18 protein-coding genes are annotated in these 17,721 nt (G+C 62.5%); 9 read left to right on the top strand and 9 right to left on the bottom strand.

Annotated elements, in window-relative coordinates; all coding sequences use genetic code 11:
• Nucleotides 1-59: 59 nt before the first annotated feature.
• Nucleotides 60-1,070: a hypothetical protein gene (locus FOY53_RS05480; protein ID WP_146586525.1), complete on the bottom strand. Its 1,011-nt coding sequence runs from the start codon at nucleotides 1,068-1,070 to the stop codon at nucleotides 60-62.
• A gap of 16 nt (nucleotides 1,071-1,086) precedes the next feature.
• Entirely contained in the window at nucleotides 1,087-1,557 is a 471-nt protein-coding gene (greA, locus tag FOY53_RS05475) for a transcription elongation factor GreA (protein ID WP_146586523.1), read from the bottom strand.
• A 319-nt stretch (nucleotides 1,558-1,876) separates the two neighbouring features.
• On the opposite strand from greA, the gene FOY53_RS05470 reads away from it, so the two are divergent.
• From FOY53_RS05470 to FOY53_RS05460, 3 genes are all read left to right on the top strand, one after another.
• Complete coding sequence (locus FOY53_RS05470; protein WP_146586521.1) at nucleotides 1,877-3,526, top strand: electron transfer flavoprotein-ubiquinone oxidoreductase; 1,650 nt, start codon at nucleotides 1,877-1,879, stop codon at nucleotides 3,524-3,526.
• A 162-nt stretch (nucleotides 3,527-3,688) separates the two neighbouring features.
• Nucleotides 3,689-5,416: a tetratricopeptide repeat protein gene (locus tag FOY53_RS05465; protein WP_146586519.1), complete on the top strand. Its 1,728-nt coding sequence runs from the start codon at nucleotides 3,689-3,691 to the stop codon at nucleotides 5,414-5,416.
• Nucleotides 5,406-6,257 carry a 4-(cytidine 5'-diphospho)-2-C-methyl-D-erythritol kinase gene (locus tag FOY53_RS05460; protein ID WP_146586517.1) on the top strand — a complete coding sequence of 284 codons (852 nt, stop codon included), beginning with the start codon at nucleotides 5,406-5,408 and terminating at the stop codon, nucleotides 6,255-6,257. Before FOY53_RS05465 ends, FOY53_RS05460 begins: the two co-directional genes overlap by 11 nt.
• 34 nt (nucleotides 6,258-6,291) lie before the next feature.
• Here the strand turns inward: FOY53_RS05460 and FOY53_RS05455 are convergent, their stop codons facing one another.
• Nucleotides 6,292-7,293 (bottom strand): polyprenyl synthetase family protein, encoded by a 1,002-nt coding sequence (locus FOY53_RS05455; RefSeq protein ID WP_146586515.1) that lies wholly within the window; start codon nucleotides 7,291-7,293, stop codon nucleotides 6,292-6,294.
• A gap of 54 nt (nucleotides 7,294-7,347) precedes the next feature.
• Here FOY53_RS05455 and FOY53_RS05450 point away from each other — a divergent pair, with 54 nt between their 5' ends.
• From FOY53_RS05450 to FOY53_RS05440, 3 genes are all read left to right on the top strand, one after another.
• Complete coding sequence (locus FOY53_RS05450; protein WP_146586513.1) at nucleotides 7,348-7,566, top strand: putative signal transducing protein; 219 nt, start codon at nucleotides 7,348-7,350, stop codon at nucleotides 7,564-7,566.
• Between the two features lie 3 nt (nucleotides 7,567-7,569).
• Entirely contained in the window at nucleotides 7,570-8,340 is a 771-nt protein-coding gene (locus tag FOY53_RS05445; protein WP_146586511.1) for a tRNA1(Val) (adenine(37)-N6)-methyltransferase, read from the top strand.
• Between the two features lie 117 nt (nucleotides 8,341-8,457).
• A complete protein-coding gene (locus tag FOY53_RS05440) occupies nucleotides 8,458-8,634 on the top strand; it encodes a YdcH family protein (protein ID WP_146586509.1) in 177 nt (58 codons plus the stop codon).
• Between the two features lie 114 nt (nucleotides 8,635-8,748).
• Here FOY53_RS05440 and FOY53_RS05435 read toward each other — a convergent pair whose 3' ends face one another.
• From FOY53_RS05435 to FOY53_RS05415, 5 genes are all read right to left on the bottom strand, one after another.
• Nucleotides 8,749-9,351: an alpha/beta hydrolase gene (locus FOY53_RS05435; RefSeq protein WP_146586507.1), complete on the bottom strand. Its 603-nt coding sequence runs from the start codon at nucleotides 9,349-9,351 to the stop codon at nucleotides 8,749-8,751.
• Nucleotides 9,344-10,276, bottom strand: coding sequence for a VOC family protein (locus tag FOY53_RS05430; protein ID WP_146586505.1), 933 nt, complete (start codon nucleotides 10,274-10,276; stop codon nucleotides 9,344-9,346). The genes FOY53_RS05435 and FOY53_RS05430 overlap by 8 nt, the downstream gene beginning before the upstream one ends.
• Before the next feature lie 164 nt (nucleotides 10,277-10,440).
• Nucleotides 10,441-11,163: an acetoacetyl-CoA reductase gene (phbB, locus tag FOY53_RS05425; RefSeq protein WP_146586503.1), complete on the bottom strand. Its 723-nt coding sequence runs from the start codon at nucleotides 11,161-11,163 to the stop codon at nucleotides 10,441-10,443.
• Between the two features lie 173 nt (nucleotides 11,164-11,336).
• Complete coding sequence (locus FOY53_RS05420) at nucleotides 11,337-12,512, bottom strand: acetyl-CoA C-acetyltransferase (protein ID WP_146586501.1); 1,176 nt, start codon at nucleotides 12,510-12,512, stop codon at nucleotides 11,337-11,339.
• A 125-nt stretch (nucleotides 12,513-12,637) separates the two neighbouring features.
• Complete coding sequence (locus FOY53_RS05415) at nucleotides 12,638-13,459, bottom strand: EAL domain-containing protein (RefSeq protein ID WP_146586672.1); 822 nt, start codon at nucleotides 13,457-13,459, stop codon at nucleotides 12,638-12,640.
• Nucleotides 13,460-13,726: 267 nt separating this feature from the next.
• Here FOY53_RS05415 and rpsD point away from each other — a divergent pair, with 267 nt between their 5' ends.
• Nucleotides 13,727-14,347: a 30S ribosomal protein S4 gene (rpsD, locus tag FOY53_RS05410; protein WP_146586499.1), complete on the top strand. Its 621-nt coding sequence runs from the start codon at nucleotides 13,727-13,729 to the stop codon at nucleotides 14,345-14,347.
• Between the two features lie 114 nt (nucleotides 14,348-14,461).
• Here rpsD and FOY53_RS05405 read toward each other — a convergent pair whose 3' ends face one another.
• On the bottom strand, nucleotides 14,462-14,677 hold the full coding sequence (locus FOY53_RS05405) for a DUF1127 domain-containing protein (RefSeq protein ID WP_146586497.1): 216 nt from the start codon (nucleotides 14,675-14,677) through the stop codon (nucleotides 14,462-14,464).
• A gap of 281 nt (nucleotides 14,678-14,958) precedes the next feature.
• On the opposite strand from FOY53_RS05405, the gene FOY53_RS05400 reads away from it, so the two are divergent.
• Both FOY53_RS05400 and preA read left to right on the top strand, forming a co-directional pair.
• On the top strand, nucleotides 14,959-16,302 hold the full coding sequence (locus FOY53_RS05400) for an NAD(P)-dependent oxidoreductase (protein ID WP_146586495.1): 1,344 nt from the start codon (nucleotides 14,959-14,961) through the stop codon (nucleotides 16,300-16,302).
• 34 nt (nucleotides 16,303-16,336) lie between these two features.
• Nucleotides 16,337-17,644, top strand: coding sequence for an NAD-dependent dihydropyrimidine dehydrogenase subunit PreA (gene preA, locus FOY53_RS05395; protein WP_146586493.1), 1,308 nt, complete (start codon nucleotides 16,337-16,339; stop codon nucleotides 17,642-17,644).
• Nucleotides 17,645-17,721: the final 77 nt, after the last annotated feature.

Below are 17,721 nucleotides of genomic sequence, written 5' to 3'. Positions count from 1 at the left end.
CCGACGCAGGCGCGGGTGTGCAGGTTCGGCAGGGGGCAGGTCTGACGCGGACCGATGGTCTAGTCGAAGGTCCCGGCGACACGCCCCAGCAGCATGAAGGCGCGCGACGTGCGGGTGTTGGCGTAATCCGAGATGTCGGCATCGCTGGCGCCGGGCTCGAATCGGGCAAAGTTCTTGTCGTACAACCGCAGGAAGTGGTGCGCGGCGTCGCGGAAAATCGGGTCTTGCTTCATGCGGCCGGCTGTCAGTGCAAGGCTCGAGCGGTCGCGGATGCCGCCAAGCGGGGCGATGGCGCGGCCACGCTCGCCCGCGGCAAAACTGCGCCAGACTTCCGGGCGCGCCATGTCCGGGCGCAGATCGTCCATGTAGATTCCGTCCTGGCTGAGCAGGGTCAGCACGTCCTGCGCCGCCTGCACCAGTTGTGCGGAGGGGCGATCCTTCAGGGCGCGGCGCAGGGCCGCGAACCCGGCCTGATCATCTGCGGTTTCCGGAAAATTCAGCGCCCGTATCAGATCGGCGTTGGAGATCGGCGGGCTGAGGGCATCCGCGGGCGTGCCCAGTGCCAGGGCAGGCTGATCGTTGCCGGTCGCCACCGAGGTCGGCTGCTGGGGCGCGGTATTGGGATGCGGCACCCGGGTGGAGGTGAACATCGCCAGCGCGGTTTCGGTCTTTTTCTGCGCCGCCGCGATGTCGTCGAGCTTTTTGGCGATGGTCTGGCTCGGCGCGTCGGGCTTGCCGGCCTGGGCCTGGGCCTGGGCAACATAGGCATGCCGTATCGCGTCGATCGCTGTCTGGAGCCGCGCGCTTTCCTCGCGCATCACACGGGACGCACGGGCAGCAGTGGCTGCGACCCAGATCATCGCAACCGGCAAGAACAGCGTCATCAACGTCAACAGGAAGCGGATGCCGTCGCTGCCATCGGCGCCGGCAAACAGAAAATATCCGCCTGCCAGCAGCAACCAGAAGATGCTGAGCGCGAGGGCTGCCATCTCGATGCCAGTGACGCTGCCACTGTCGTGGCGGTCGTAGAGGCCAAGGGGCGTGGTGCGGACGTCGTTGCTTTCGGCCATGTTGGCGCCCAATCCGTCAGATGTAGGAGATCTTGAGCACTTCGTAGGATTTTTCGCCGCCGGGTGTCCGGACTTCGACGCTGTCGCCTTCGTCCTTGCCAATCAGCGCCCGGGCAATCGGCGAGCGGATGTTGAGCAGACCCTTTTCCACATTGGCTTCCTGTTCGCCGACAATCTGCCAGGTCTTTTCCTCGTCGGTATCCTCGTCGACCAGTGTCACCGTCGCGCCGAACTTGATCGTACCGGACAGGGTCTTGGGATCAATCACTTCGGCCAGGCCGATGATTCCTTCAAGCTCCTTGATCCGGCCTTCGATAAACGACTGTTTTTCACGCGCCGAATGATACTCGGCGTTTTCGGACAGGTCGCCGTGTTCGCGGGCTTCGGCGATGGCGCGGATGATGGCGGGACGCTCGATGGATTTGAGCGTTTTCAGTTCGGTTTCAAGCGCGGTGTGGCCCGCGCGGGTCATCGGTATCTTTTCCATGGTCTTTCCGGCGCTTGGGGTCGGCCCGCGGAGCGGGCCGGTTTTGATTTGGCGGGTTCTCTGGCCAACGTCACTGGCATGTGTCCCGCAGCGTTGCAAGACTGAACCGGACGGTGCCCCATTTGCAAGGGCCGTGCCGTGTCAGGCTGCGTTATTGCGCCGATCCACGGCGCCGCCGGCCAGGGGGCCGTATTTCCGAGACATCCGCGGCCTGAAACGTCGTGTCGCAATTGACCTGTGCCGCACTGCCGCGTTAGGTCAGTGCGAAAGATTGTTGCCGGAATGACGGTTCGGGCACCCCTTGAACAAAGGAAGCGACATGAGCGAAGTCACGCGCGAAGCAATGGAATACGATGTGGTGATCGTTGGGGCGGGACCTGCGGGCCTGTCAGCGGCGATCCGCCTGAAACAGCTGGACGCGGAGCTCAACGTCGTCGTTCTGGAGAAGGGCTCGGAAGTCGGAGCACATATCCTTTCAGGCGCGGTGCTGGACCCGGTTGGCCTTGATGCGTTAATTCCGGACTGGAAAGAAAAGGGCGCGCCGCTGAATGTGCCGGTGAAGGACGACAACTTCTTCATGCTGGGCGAAGCGGGGAAGGTGCGGATTCCGAACTTTCCCATGCCACCGCTGATGAGCAACCACGGCAACTACATTGTCTCGATGGGCAATGTCTGCCGCTGGATGGCCGAACAGGCCGAGGCCCTGGGTGTCGAGATTTTCCCCGGCATGGCCTGTTCCGAGATCGTCTACGGCGAACACGGCGAAGTCAAAGGCGTGGTTGCCGGCGAATTTGGCAGGAATCCCGATGGCACCGAGGGTCCGGGCTATGAGCCGGGTATGGAACTGCACGGCAAATACGTCTTCCTGGGGGAAGGCGTGCGCGGGTCACTGGCCAAGGAGGTCATCGGAAAATACGATCTGAGCAAGGGCAAAGAGCCGCAGAAATTCGGCCTCGGCATGAAGGAAATCTGGGAGATCGACCCGGAAAAGCATCGCGAAGGGTCGGTCACGCACACCATGGGCTGGCCCTTGGGCAGCAATGCCGGTGGCGGGTCGTTCATCTACCATCTTGAGAACAACCAGGTCTACGTCGGCTTTGTGGTGCACCTCAACTACAAGAACCCGCATCTCTACCCCTACATGGAGTTCCAGCGTTTCAAGCATCACCCGATGGTGGCTGAACTGCTGAAGGGCGGCAAACGCATCGCCTATGGTGCTCGCGCCATCTCCGAGGGCGGGTATCAGTCGATGCCCAAGATGGTGGCGCCGGGTGTGGCCCTGCTGGGATGTTCCGTCGGCATGGTCAACGTGCCCCGCATCAAGGGCAACCACAACGCGATGTTGTCTGGCAAGGCCGCGGCCGAGGCGGCGTTCGCGGCGATCAGGGCGGACCGGTCCGGCGACGAGCTGTCGGCCTACGAGACCGAGGTGCGCGACGGCGCCATCGGCAAGGACCTTTTCAAGGTGCGCAACGTCAAGCCGCTGTGGTCGAAGTACGGGCTGGCGGCCTCGCTTGCGGTGGGCGGGTTCGACATGTGGACCAACACCCTGGGCTTTTCGGTTCTCGGCACGCTGAAGCACGGCAAGAACGATGCAGAGGCGACCGGTCTGGCCAAGGATTTCAAGGAAATCGACTACCCCAAGCCGGATGGAAAGCTGTCGTTCGACCGGCTGACCAACGTCTCTTTCAGCTTTACCAATCACGAAGAAAGCCAGCCCGCGCATCTCAGGCTGCTGGATCCGTCGGTGCCGGTGACAGTGAACCTGCCCAAGTTCGACGAGCCGGCACAGCGTTACTGCCCGGCCGGCGTTTACGAAGTGGTGCGCGAAGACGGCAAGGACCCGCGCTTTGTGATCAACTTTCAGAACTGCGTGCATTGCAAGACGTGCGACATCAAGGATCCCAGCCAGAACATCCTCTGGACAGTGCCGCAGGGCGGGGACGGTCCGAACTATCCGAACATGTGATCGGGCTTGGTCCTGCCAGTGTGCTGGCGGGACCATTCGGGGACGCTTGCGGCCCGGCGCGATGTTCCAAACTGTGAAGCGTGAAGCGGGCTGCCTGCATTGCGTGGCACCGTCACAAACGTTACGCTTGCGCAAAACCAATATCATCGCGGAGTGAAGCAGTTGAGCAGTAAGGCACATCACAGGCTGCGGGGCGTGGTCCTGGCGGTTGCGCTGGGGCTCCCGGCTTCGGGACAGGCAAACAGTCTGGCCGGGGATTATCTGGCCGCCCGGCAGGCGACATATTCCGGTGACTACAAGGCCGCGGCCGAATATTATGGCAAAGTGATCATGTTCGATCCGTCCAACGGCGAGCTGCTGGAACGGGCGGTGCTGTCCAACATCTCGCTTGGCGAATTCGAACGCGCGGTGCCGCTGGCTGACCGGATGACCGAACAGGGCATGGCCAGCCAGATCGCGTATATGGCGCAGATGGCCGGCCACGCCAAGGCCGAGAACTATACCGACGTTCTCAAGCAGATCTCGGACAGCAAGGGCGTCGGGCCGCTGGTTGACGGGCTGGCCAAGGCCTGGGCCGAGCTGGGACGGGGCGACATGAGTGCGGCCCTTGTGCAGTTCGACGAGGTTGCAAAATCCGATGGTCTGGCGGCCTTTGCGGCCTATCACAAAGCTCTGGCGCTGGCCTCTGTCGGGGATTTCGAGGGGGCCGAGGCGATCTTTGCCGCCAATGCCGCTGGCGGGATGCAACTGACCCGGCGTGGTGTGATGGCCCGGGCGGAAATCCTCAGTCAGCTTGAGCAAAACCCGAATGCGGTCACCCTGATCGAAGAGTCCTTCAGCGCCGATATCGACCCCGGTCTGAGCGAGATGCGCGCAAGGCTTGTGGCGGGCGAGACGCTGACCTTTACCCACGTGCGCAGCGCCCGCGACGGGTTGGCCGAGGTGTTCTATACTCTGGCGGGGGCGCTATCCAACGAACAGAACGACGATTTCACCCTGATGTACGCGCGGGTGGCCGAGTATCTGCGCCCGGACCATGTGGACGCGCTTCTGCTTTCGGCGGAACTGCTGGAAAAGCTGGAGCAGTATGATCTGGCGGTGCAGACTTTCAAGAAAGTGCCCCGCGACGTGCCGACCTATTACGCCGCAGAACTGGGCCGCGCCGGGGCACTGCGGCTGAGCGGCAAGGTGGATGCCGCCGTCGAAGTGCTGGAACAGCTGGCCGAGACCCACGGCGATCTGCCGGTGGTGCAGTCGACGCTGGGCGATGTGATGCGCCAGCTTGAACGGTTTGATGATGCGGTCACAGCCTATAGCGCCGCCATTGACACCTTTGATACTCCGGATCAGGCGCAGTGGTTCCTGTATTACGCCCGCGGGATCGCCCACGAACGGCTCGACAGATGGGAGCTCTCCGAGGCGGATTTCCGCAAGGCGCTGGAGCTGAACCCGGAACAGCCGCAGGTATTGAACTACCTGGGCTATTCACTGGTGGAAAAGCAGGAAAAGCTGGACGAGGCGCTGACCATGATCGAGCGGGCCGTCGCGGCACAGCCGGACCAGGGCTATATTGTCGATTCTCTGGGGTGGGCATTGTACCGGTTGGGCCGCTACGACGAGGCAGTGGGCCACATGGAACACGCGGCCGAGCTGATGGCGGTGGATCCCGTGGTCAACGATCACCTGGGCGATGTGTACTGGGCGGTCGGGCGCAAGCTGGAAGCGCGGTTCCAGTGGCGCCGGGCACTGTCCTTTGTCGATCTGGAACAGATGACCGAAGAGGCCGACCCGAAACGGATCCGCCGCAAGCTCGAGGTCGGGCTTGATCTGGTCCTGTCAGAAGAGGGTGCGCCGCCGCTGAAGGTTGCGACCGAAACGGATGGCAACTGAGGTCTTTGCCCCGGCAAAGGTCAATCTCACGCTGCATGTGACCGGACGCCGGGCGGATGGCTACCACCTGCTGGATTCTCTCGTGGTGTTTGCCGACATCGGCGATACCGTCTCGGTCGAAGCCTCAGATCGGCTGAGTCTGGCCGTCGACGGTCCGATGGCGGTCGGGGTGCCGGTGGACGACAGCAACCTGGTGTTGCGGGCGGCGCGGTTTCTGAACCCGGAGCGGGGCGCCGCAATCCTGCTGACCAAACACCTGCCTGCCGCCTCGGGCATTGGCGGCGGGTCTTCCGATGCCGCGGCGACACTGCGCGCCCTGTCCGAGCTTTGGGGCGTTCCTGTCCCACGGGATGTGCTGGCGCTGGGCGCGGATCTGCCGGTCTGCATGGCGCCCGGGCCTCAGCGGCTGGCCGGTGTGGGTGACGTCCTGACCCCGGTGCCAGGGCTGCCCGACTGTGACATCCTTCTCGTCAATCCCGGGGTCTCTGTCGCGACGCCGCAGGTGTTCCGCGCGCTGCAGGATCCGTGCAATCCGCCGATGCCGCCGGAGTTTCCCGACTGGCCCACGACCGAGGCCCTGACAACCTGGCTGAGCGGGCAGCGCAACGACCTGCAGGCGGCGGCGATGTCCCTACAGCCCCGGATCGCCGAGGTGCTGAGGGCCCTTTCGCAAACCGGCGCCCTGCACCACGCGATGTCCGGTTCCGGCGCAACGTGCTTTGCCCTGTTCGCCCCGGACACCGGCGCCGCAGCGGCGGCGGCGAAGGTACAGTCGCAGTACCCGGGATGGTGGGTGCGGTCCGGCCGACTTCTTGGTCAGCTCTCGCGCCCGGCGCAGTAGCGGGGCCATTGCCCCACCCGACGGGCCCGCGGCGTCAGTTGATCCGCGCCACCACGTAGTCTGACAGGCCAGTCAGCATGTCGCGCAAGTCCGACGCGGGCAGCCGCTGCATTGCCGCACGTGCCGTGGCAGCCCAGTCCAGCGCCTCCTGGCGTGTCGTCGCCAAGGTGCCGTGGCCATTGAGCAGGTCTATGGCGTGTTCTAGATCGCCGTCCCGCTGGTCACCCTTTTCGATCACCCGGGCCCAGAAGGCCCGTTCGGTCGCATCGGCAAGTGCGACAGCCTTGATGACCGGCAGGGTCAGCTTGCGCTCGCGGAAATCATCGCCGACATTCTTGCCCGTCGCTTTGGTGTCACCCTGATAATCCAGCAGGTCATCGACGATCTGAAACGCAATTCCCAGCGCATCGCCATAGGCATGCAGCGCGGCGATCGTGTCTTCGTCCATGCCGGCGATAACGCCACCCACCTGCGTGGCCGCCGAGAACAACGCTGCCGTCTTGCCACGCACCACCTGCAGGTAAACCGCTTCGGTGGTGCGCAGATCCTGCGCCGCCGTCAGCTGCAACACCTCACCTTCGGCAATGGTCGCCGCCGCATCCGACAGGATGCTCAGCACACGCATGTTGCCGGTCTCGGTCATCAGCTGGAACGAGCGGGCGAACAGGTAATCGCCCACCAGAACGCTGGATTTGTTGTCCCAGAGCAGGTTCGCAGTGGGGCGCCCGCGCCGCTGGCCCGATTCGTCGACCACATCGTCATGCAGCAGGGTCGCGGTGTGGATGAATTCGACGGTCGCCGCCAGATGTACGTGGTAGGGTCCGTCATAGCCACACATCCGCGCTGCCGCGAGCGTCAGCATCGGGCGCAGACGCTTGCCCCCGGCTTCGACCAGATGCGCGGTGACTTCCGGGATGCGCGGCGCATGCCTCGATGCCATCCGGGTCCGAATCAGCGCATTGACTGCATCCAGATCCCCGGCCAGGGCCTTGGCCAGCCGTTCGTGCGGCTTTGCGACAGCATCATCCAGGCTCATCAATCTCTCCCGCACAGGCTCGACATCGCGCCGGGCCGCAACTACATCGGATTCATGGAAGAGCTCTTACGCACAAATGACATCACACTGATCCCGCGCGCCCGCGCCCTTCTTGAAGACGAGGGTATAGACAGCTTTGAATTGGACGTAAACATGAGCGTCCTCGAGGGATCCATCGGCATATTGCCGCGCCGACTGATGGTGCGCAGCGACGATCTCAACGATGCGATGCGCATCCTGCGGATCAACGGAGTCTCCTTCGAAAGGGGTTGAGGCGTGCAGATCCGGTCCTTTCCCGACGAAGCACTGAGCTGCGACGCCTTTTTGGGCGGGCGGCTGCGCCTGTTTCAACCCAGGCAGGGATACCGCGCCGGCATTGATCCGGTATTGCTCGCGGCCACCGTGCCTGCGCGACCGGGCGATTCGGTGCTCGATCTCGGCTGTGGGGCCGGGGTGGCGTTGCTCTGTCTTGGGGCGCGGGTGCCGGGACTGCGGCTGTGGGGGGCCGAACTGCAACCCGGCTATGCCGAACTGGCGCGTCGCAACGCGACTTTGAATGATCTGTCGGCTGACATCGTGACGGCGGATCTGATGTCGCTTCCGGCTCCGCTGTCGCAGATGCAGATGCAGCACGTCATGGCCAACCCGCCGTATTTCGAAACGGCGCGACGCACCTCGGCCAACAATTCCGGACGCGAGACCGGCCTATCCGGCGGGCTGGACCTGGCGGACTGGGTGCGAATCGCGGCGCGGCGCACGGCCCCCGGCGGCACGGTCACGTTTGTACAAAGTGCCGAGCGTCTGCCCGACCTGGCCGCCGCGATGACCGCTCATCTCGGTTCGGTGCAACTCTGGCCACTGGCGCCGCGTCCGGGGCGTGACCCGAGACTGATTCTCATGCGCGGGCGCAAGGCGGGCAGGGCTGTGTTTCGGCTGCACGCCCCGCTGATCCTGCACACGGGTGACCAGCACCCGGGGGATCTGGAACATTACCAGCCACAGGTGCGCGCTGTGCTGCGAAACGCCGGTGCATTGCCCTTTCCCTGACGTGGTTGACCCGGGGACGGCAAATAAACGCTCTGTTAGGCACTCGACGCGACGAATGCGTGACAGACGGCAAAATCTGTGCTGCACTGTAGATCCAACCACTCACAGGAGGTCCACATGAGCTTGAGTTCGCACTTGCAGGAACTGAAGAAAAAGCACCAGTCCCTTTCGGAGGCCGTGGAGGCGGCGCAACGATCCCCCGGTGTGGATGACCTGCGAATAGCGGATCTGAAGAAACAGAAATTGCGACTGAAGGAAGAGATCACGCGCTTGTCGCCACAGACGATGCACTGATCCCGCCGGGACCTGCGTGCTGATGTACGGGGTCCCGACACCGACGCTAAATGATCGTTCGAAACGCCCGTTCACCTGATCGGGCGTTTTTCTTTGAGGATTGGCGTGGTCAGGTCAGGCCGTTGTCAGGAACGTCTTCATCGCCTCAAGCTCACTCTGCACGACCTCGTGCCCACCTGAATGCCAGTGCTCCGTCACATCGGCACCCTGAGCACCAAGATACCGGACCAGCGCTCTGGTCAGCGTCGGCGGGCAGATCGGATCATTTTCACCGGCCGTGATCAGGACGCGCCGACGAGCGAGCCCGGGCTGGGCCGCGGGCTGCCAGGGAATCAGCGGGTGCAAAAGCACGAGGTCAGTAAAGATATCCGGCTGGGCGAGGGCGACAGACGCCGCGATATTCGCGCCGTTGGAATAGCCGATCGCAACCACCCGATCCGCCCCGACCCGGTCTTTGGCCGCCCGCAGAAACGTGGCCATGGCGGTGGTGCGGCGTGCCAGATCCGGCATGTCGTACACACCTTCACCGGTGCGGCGGAAATAACGTGCCATGCCGCCTTCCAGCACATCGCCGCGCGGCGAGATGACATGTGCGGTCGGCAGAATCTGGCTGGCAAGCCCGTGAAACTGGGTTTCGGATCCGCCCGTACCGTGGAACGTAAAGACCAGGGGCGCGCCGGGCGTGCCACGGGTTTCTGCGGTGACGTAGTCAGTCATCGAGTGGTTCCAGATACTGTTTGACCAGAACATCGCGCAGATGCTCGTGCTGGCTTGGCAGTCTGAGCGCCTGGCCAAGATGTGCAGTGTCCTCGTCACGGTCAAAGCCGGGTTCGTTTGTCGCCACTTCAAAAAGAACGCCACCGGGGCTGCGGAAGTAGATCGCCCAGAAATAGTCGCGGTCAATCACCGGTGTGACCTGATAGCCGGTGTCCATCAGGGCCTTGCGGACCTCAAGCTGCTTGGCCCGGTTTTCCACCGCAAAGGCGACGTGATGGACAGAACCGGCCCCCTGCGCGGCAGGACCGGCACTGACCTCGGTCAGATCGATCACATTCGCCTGGTTGCCGCCGGGAACGTGCAGGCGGGTGATGTTGCCCTCGGTTTCCAGCGTCTCATAGCCCATGAAGCGCAGCAGCTCGGTGCTGGCCCCGATGTCCCGCAGCCGCATGTCAGTCGAGTGGAACCCCCGGATTGCCACCGCCTCGGGCACGCCCCCGCCGGTCCAGGGGGTGCGGGCATCGCCATCAACCTCGACCAGTGCAAAGCCGTCGCCATCGGGTCCGTCAAACCGCAGTCGGCTGTCGCCGAAACGGGTTTCCCGGTGCAGGCCTTTCACATCGAACGTGGGAAGGCGGTCCTGCCACCAGTCCAGGGCACCCTTGGGGACGCTGAACGCGGTCGTTCCGACCTCACCGGTCCCCGGACGGCCCCGGGCAGCGCGTGGAAACGGAAAGTAGGTCATCACGGTGCCGGGGCTGCCCGTCTCGTCACCGTAGTAGAGATGATAGACCTCGGGTGCGTCAAAGTTGACGGTCTTTTTGACCCGCCGCAGACCCAGCACCTTGGTAAAGAAATCGTTGTTTTCCTGCGCGGCACTCGCGAGCGAGGTGACGTGGTGCAGGCCTTGAATCTGATTGAGCATTTTGGAAACTCCCATCCGGTTGCTTATGGATATAGAGCTTCGGAGGGCGTGCACAAATCGCAGAATTTGCGCGGCATCGGTGCGTTGTTGCACATAAAAGCCCCCGACCCAATGCGGGCCGGGGGCTGTGTCTGTCGAGTTTCAGCGCATGACGTGCGAGTGCGTCAGACGAAAAACTGCGCGCCGTTGGCCGAGATGGTCGAGCCGTTGACGAAGCCCGAGTCGTCCGACGCGAGAAACACCACACAGCGGGCGATTTCCTCGGGCTCACCCAGGCGACCGGCGGGAATCTGAGAAATAATCGACTCGCGGACCTTTTCCGGAACGGCCATGACCATTTCAGTCGCGATATAGCCGGGGCAGATCGCATTGGCGGTAATGCCCGCGCGCGCGCCCTCCTGGGCGAGGCTTTTCACGATGCCCAGATCACCGGCCTTGGTCGCGGCATAGTTGACCTGCGCGAACTGTCCTTTCTGGCCATTGATCGAACTGATCACGATGACACGGCCAAACTTGCGCTCGCGCATTCCCGGCCAGATTGGGTGTACGGTGTTGAACACGCCGGTCAGGTTGGTGTCGATGACTTCCTTCCACTGTGTCGGCGTCATCTTGTGAAACGGGGCATCGCGGGTGATGCCGGCGTTGGCGACAACCACGTCAATCGGGCCTAGATCGGCTTCGACCTTGGCAATGCCTTCGGCGCTGGAGTCGTAGTCGGCGACGTTCCACTTGTAGGTCTTGATTCCGGTGGCCTCGGTAAAGGCCGCAGCGGCCTCGTCATTGCCGGCATAGGTCGCTGCCACGCTGTAGCCAGCGGCCTTCAGGGCCTTGGAAATTGCTTCGCCAATGCCACGGCTGCCGCCGGTGACCAGTGCTACTCTTGCCATTCTATCCTCCAGTTGCGTGCTTCTTGGTAACTTTGCTATCGGGTTGGGGTGTCGTGCGCAATAATATTACAACGCTGCGCTGCAGAAAGTCCCGGTTTTTCTCGGGGCTGTCAGCCTGACATGAAACGGGGCGCCCCAAAAAGCGCCCCGATTACGATCCGTGGTTCAATGAGTTACGGACGTTCGACACACATGGCGACACCCATGCCGCCGCCGATGCACAGTGTGGCGAGACCCTTTTTCGCGCCCCGGCGCTTCATCTCGAACAACAGGGTGTTGAGAACCCGGGCCCCGGAGGCCCCGATGGGGTGGCCGATGGCGATGGCGCCGCCGTTGACATTCACGATGGCCGGATCCCAGCCCATGTCCTTGTTCACGGCACAGGCCTGTGCGGCAAAAGCTTCGTTCGCTTCGACCAGATCCAGGTCTTCGGGTTTCCAGCCGGCCTTTTCCAGCGCCTTGCGCGAGGCATAGATCGGCCCGACACCCATGATCGACGGATCGAGACCGGCAGTTGCGTAGGACACAATCCGCGCAAGTGGGTCGATTCCCCGCTTTTCGGCATCGGCCGCGGTCATCAGCAGCGTGCCGGCAGCGCCGTCGTTCAGGCCGCTGGCATTTGCCGCGGTGACGGATCCGTCCTTGGTGAACGCGGGGCGCAGCTTCTGCATCGCTTCCATTGTTGCGCCGTGGCGGATGTATTCATCCTTGTCGACCACGATGTCACCCTTGCGGGTCTTGATGGTAAAGGCGATCACCTCGTCGTCAAATTTGCCAGCCTTTTGCGCTGCTTCGGCCTTGTTCTGGCTGGCGACAGCGAACTGGTCCTGCATCTCGCGGCTGATCTGCCACTTTTCGGCGACATTTTCAGCCGTCTGGCCCATGTGGTAGCCGTTGAACGCGTCCCAGAGGCCGTCGCGGATCATGGTGTCGATATAGGTCATGTCGCCCATCTTGTGACCCTGACGCAGATTCGCGGCATGTGGCGACATCGACATGTTTTCCTGGCCGCCGGCGCAGATGATCGCCGCATCGCCCAGTTGAATGTGCTGTGCCGCCAGTGCGACGGCGCGCAGGCCGGACCCGCAGACCTGGTTGATGCTCCAGGCGGCGCTTTCCTGCGGCAGCCCGGCGTTGATATGTGCCTGACGCGCCGGGTTCTGGCCCTGGGCGGCGGTCAGCACCTGACCGAGGATGGTTTCGGAAACTTCGCTCTTGTCGATACCGGCACGCTCCACCAGCGCTTCAAGCACCGCAGCACCCAGGTCATGTGCCGGAGTGTTTGCAAATGAGCCGCCAAAGCTGCCAACGGCAGTTCGGGCTGCGGATGCGATTACTACGTTCGTCAATATGTGTCCTCCACCAGGTCATTGGCAGAGGGCTTGGTTGCCGTGCCTTGCGGCCCCAAGATTCCTCTGCCCTTCCCTACCGTCAATAGGCCATTGCGTCACGGTTGGACAAGGGGGAGTGCCTGTCAGGCGCGATGTCGCAATTCATTTTCCCAATATGGTGCCACGGTCGGTGCGCCGTAATAATAACCTTGCAGGCAGTCGATGCCGATGTCGCTCAGATATGCGGAGTCGTCCGCACGTTCGACAAATTCGGCAACGGTGAACATGTCGAATTGCTGAGCGACGGACAGCAGCGCACGGGTAATGACCTGATTGTCAGCATCCTGTGCGATGCCGCGGATGAACTGGCCATCGATCTTCAACAAGTCAAAGTTGAACTGCTTGAAGTGACGGAAGGCCGTGAAGCCGGCGCCGAAATCATCCAGGGCAAAGGAAATGCCCTTGGACTGCAGGCCGGACATGAATGTCGCCACCAGTTCCGGCACCAGCATGGCCGAACTTTCAGTGATTTCCAGGATGAGGCGTTCCGCAACCGTCGGGTTGCCCTCAAGCCCGCGGTTCAGAATCCGCATCCACTTCCGATACCCGATCGAACGGGCCGACATGTTTACGGCCAGCCTCAGACCGGGGTGCCGGGCGAGGGTGCCGAGCCCTTTTTCCAGCGCGAGGCAATCCAGGATTCGTCCAGTTTCGGTGTCTTCGACAACGCCGATGAACTCGTTTGCGGGAATGATCCGGCCGGTTTCGTCCAGCACCCGAATCAAGCCCTCGTAATAGGCGATGCGCTCCGGGTGGCGCGCCTGAACCACGGGCTGGTAGGCCAGCATGACCTGCCGGTGCCTCACGGCTTCCTGCACCATGTTAAGGATATTCCTGTCGCGGGTCTCGACCGCTGCATCCAGTGCATTCCGTGGCCCGCCGCCGGTGTGGATCGGTCTTCGCATCGCTCGTCGCCCCACTAGAACTCGGTCATACATTGGCGCGCGAGTCTTTAAGGTCCGGTAAACTTCCGCCCCGGTCACAAAGTCCGGACCGGGCGCTTGCGGAATGGTTGACTCTGCCGCAGGCAAGCCTATAAGCGCGCTTTCATTGGTGTTGGTGGCTCCCGCAAGGGAGAACCTGTCAGGGCTCCGGCCCAGAGGACAACGCCCTTCCCGCGCCGAACTCGTCCACCCGGGCGTATCCGGCACCCAACTGAAGGAGATCAGACGGTGACAAAACGCACCTCTGCCAAGTACAAAATTGACCGCCGCATGGGCGAAAACATCTGGGGCCGCCCGAAGTCGCCGGTTAACCGCCGCGAATATGGCCCCGGCCAGCACGGTCAGCGCCGCAAAGGCAAGATTTCCGACTTTGGCCTGCAGCTGCGCGCCAAGCAGAAACTGAAGGGATATTACGGCGACCTGACCGAAAAGCAGTTTCGCCGCATTTTCCGCGACGCCGAGCGTCAGCGCGGTGATACCGGCGAGATGCTGATCGGTCTGCTCGAGCGCCGCCTGGACGCCGTGGTCTATCGCGCCAAGTTCGTCGCGACCATGTTTGCCGCGCGTCAGTTCGTGAACCACGGTCACGTCACCGTGAACGGCCTGCGTGTGAACATCCCGTCGTACCGCGTGAAAGAAGGCGACGTGATCGAAGTGCGCGAGAAGTCCAAGCAGATGGCCGCGATCCTCGAAGCCATCAGCCTGACCGAACGCGACGTTCCGGACTACATGGACGTGGACAACTCCAAGCTGACCTGCACCTTTGTGCGCGCGCCCGGCCTGTCCGACGTGCCCTATGCGGTGGTGATGGAACCGAACCTGGTCATCGAATACTACGCCCAGAACTGATACGGAGCCGCTGTTGCCACACGGGCAGCAGCGGACCCCCATTCCTGCAAAAAGGCCGCGTTCCTCAGGGAACGCGGCCTTTTTCATCTGTCGATGTGCCGACGTTGCGGCGTGTCAGACGTAGAACATGTCCCGGAAGACATGGCGCACGATATCTTCGCGCTGAAGTCCGCGCGCTGCCAGTTCCGCGTCGCTCATTGCATTCAGGCGCTCGACGGCCTTCATGCGGCCATTGCTCTCGGCGATCCGCACGAGAAACGAAAAGATGCCTTGGAGAATGCCGGACGACGCTTCGGCGCTGCGGACTGGATGTGTTGCGGCGATTGCCATGGTGTGATTCCTTGCTAACGGTCCTCCCGTTGGCTGTAAGATAGTATTGCTGCGTTGCAGCAACCAGTCACCGTTGCGAATAGCCGATGGCACATTTCTGCATGGCAAAGATGCCTGATTATCAGGCAGTTCCACGGATTTTCCAATTCCCGGTGAACCCCGCTGCTGACCGCGTCCGCCAGGGACACCGGAACGGAATTCTTTGGCCGCTTAAATTTTACCAGTTGATAAAAAAATATAGCTGTGCCAGCTTTTCGAAAGCAGAACATCGGAGGTTTCACATGCACTCGAAAGCATTTGCACCGGGCGTGATGGCAGGACGGTTGGATCCGGTCGATCTCGCGGCGGGCTTTGGCGATCTGCACCCGGCACTGGGGGACCACGAGGCGATGGTCGCCGCGGACCGCTGCTATTTCTGCCACGATGCGCCCTGCATCACGGCCTGCCCGACAGACATCGATATCCCGCTGTTCATCCGCCAGATTGCCACAGGGACACCGGATGCGGCGGCAAAGACCATTCTGAGCCAGAACATTCTTGGCGGCATGTGCGCCCGGGTCTGCCCGACAGAAACGCTTTGTGAGCAGGCCTGTGTGCGCGAAGCCGCCGAAGGCAAACCGGTGGAAATCGGCCGGCTGCAAAGGTATGCGACGGACGGGCTGATGGCGAGCGGAGTGCATCCCTTCTCCCGCGCCGCGCTTACGGGCAAGACGGTTGCGGTGGTCGGAGCGGGACCGGCCGGCCTTGCCTGCGCCCATCGGCTGGCGATGTTCGGTCATGATGTTGTGCTGTTCGATGCCCGCCCCAAGCCCGGCGGTCTGAACGAGTATGGTATTGCCGCGTACAAATCGACCGACGAATTTGCCGCGCGCGAAGTGGACTGGCTGCTGCAGATTGGCGGGATCCGGCTCGAGACCGGTACGGCACTGGGTCGCGATATCACCCTGCAGGAATTGCGGGCCGAATATGATGCGGTGTTTCTGGGCATCGGTCTGGGTGGCGTGAATGCCCTGAAAGTGCCGGGTGCCGACAAAGACGGGGTTCTCGACGCCGTGGACTTCATTTCCGACCTGCGTCAGGCGTCGGACCTTGGGGCGCTGCCGGTAGGGCGCGATGTGGTCGTCATCGGCGGCGGAATGACGGCTGTGGATGCGGCGGTGCAGGCCAGATTGCTCGGGGCCGCGAATGTCACCATGGTGTACCGGCGCGGACGTGACCGGATGAACGCCAGCCGGTTCGAGCAGGACCTCGCCGCATCCAAGGGCGTGCGGATCATCACCAATGCCTCGCCCATCGCCGTGCATGGCAACGGTGCCGTGCGTGAAGTTGAATTCGAATATACCGACGACGGGCTTGCGCCGACGGGAGAGAGATTCCGGATTGCCGCCGACCAGGTTTTCAAGGCCATCGGTCAGGTGTTGGAAGGCGATGCGTTACCCGAGCTCGACGGGCGCAAGATTGCAGTGTCGGCGGAGGGCCGCACCTCGGTGGTCGGGGTCTGGGCCGGTGGCGACTGCGCTGCGGGCGGCGACGATCTCACGGTGACGGCTGTGGCGCAGGGGCGGGATGCCGCGATGAACATTCACATCGCGCTGATGGGCGCGACGGCGGCGGTGACGGCTTGAACCCCGTTCGGGACCGTGTGGCAGGAGATGAACAATGGCTGATCTGACAACCGAATTTGTGGGCATCAAGAGCCCGAACCCGTTCTGGCTGGCATCGGCGCCGCCGACCGACAAGGAATACAACGTCCGCCGCGCTTTCGAGGCCGGCTGGGGCGGGGTGGTGTGGAAGACACTTGGCGAGGCCGGGCCTCCAGTGGTCAACGTCAACGGGCCGCGCTACGGCGCGATTTGGGGCGCCGATCGCCGTCTGCTGGGCCTGAACAACATCGAGCTGATCACAGATCGCCCGCTCGAAGTGAATCTGCGCGAAATCAAGGCGGTCAAGCGCGACTATCCGGACCGGGCAATTGTGGTTTCGCTCATGGTGCCCTGCGAGGAGCAGGCCTGGAAAGCAATTCTGCCGCTTGTCGAAGAGACCGGCGCCGATGGCGTCGAATTGAACTTTGGCTGCCCGCACGGCATGTCCGAGCGCGGCATGGGATCCGCCGTCGGTCAGGTTCCCGAGTATATCGAGATGGTGACGCGCTGGGTCAAACAGAACACCCGGATGCCCTGCATCGTAAAGCTGACGCCGAATATCACCGATATCAAGCAGCCAGCGCTGGCGGCGATGCGCGGCGGAGCGGATGCCGTCAGTCTGATCAACACGATCAACTCGATCACTTCGGTGGATCTGGATCTGTTCGCACCCGAACCGACGATTGACGGCAAGGGCGCCCATGGCGGCTATTGCGGCCCTGCGGTGAAGCCGATCGCGCTGAACATGGTTGCGGAAATCGCCCGGACGCCCGAGATGGCGCGCCTGCCGATTTCAGGCATTGGCGGCGTGACCACCTGGAAGGATGCGGCCGAGTTCATGGCGCTGGGGGCCGGTAACGTGCAGGTCTGCACGGCTGCGATGACCTATGGATTCAAGATTGTGCAAGAGATGATCTCGGGTCTGTCCGACTACATGGACAAGAAGGACATGGTCGCCACGTCCGAACTCATCGGCAAGGCTGTGCCAAACCTGAGCGACTGGCAGCACCTGAACCTGAACTACATTGCCAAGGCAAAAATAAATCAGGATCTGTGCATTTCCTGCGGGCGGTGCTTTGCGGCCTGCGAGGATACCTCGCATCAGGCAATCGCAATGTCCGCAGACCGGACCTTCACCGTCAAGGATGACGAATGTGTTGCCTGCAACCTGTGTGTGAACGTCTGCCCGGTCGACGACTGTATCACCATGGAGCAGATGGCCGCCGGGGCCGTGGACCCCCGTACCGGACGGACTGTGCTTCCCGACTACGCCAACTGGACAACACATCCGAACAATCCCGCGGCGGCGAAAGCGGCAGTCTAGCGCGGAGCCCAAGATTTTTCGTTCGAAAAATCTTGGGAAACACTGGTCTGTCACTCAGAAAATTCGGCCGAATTTTC

It is taken from the genome of Puniceibacterium confluentis (assembly GCF_007923445.1).
GTDB classification, from domain to species: Bacteria; Pseudomonadota; Alphaproteobacteria; order Rhodobacterales; family Rhodobacteraceae; genus Puniceibacterium; species Puniceibacterium confluentis.
This window is presented reverse-complemented; position numbering and strand designations above follow the sequence as displayed.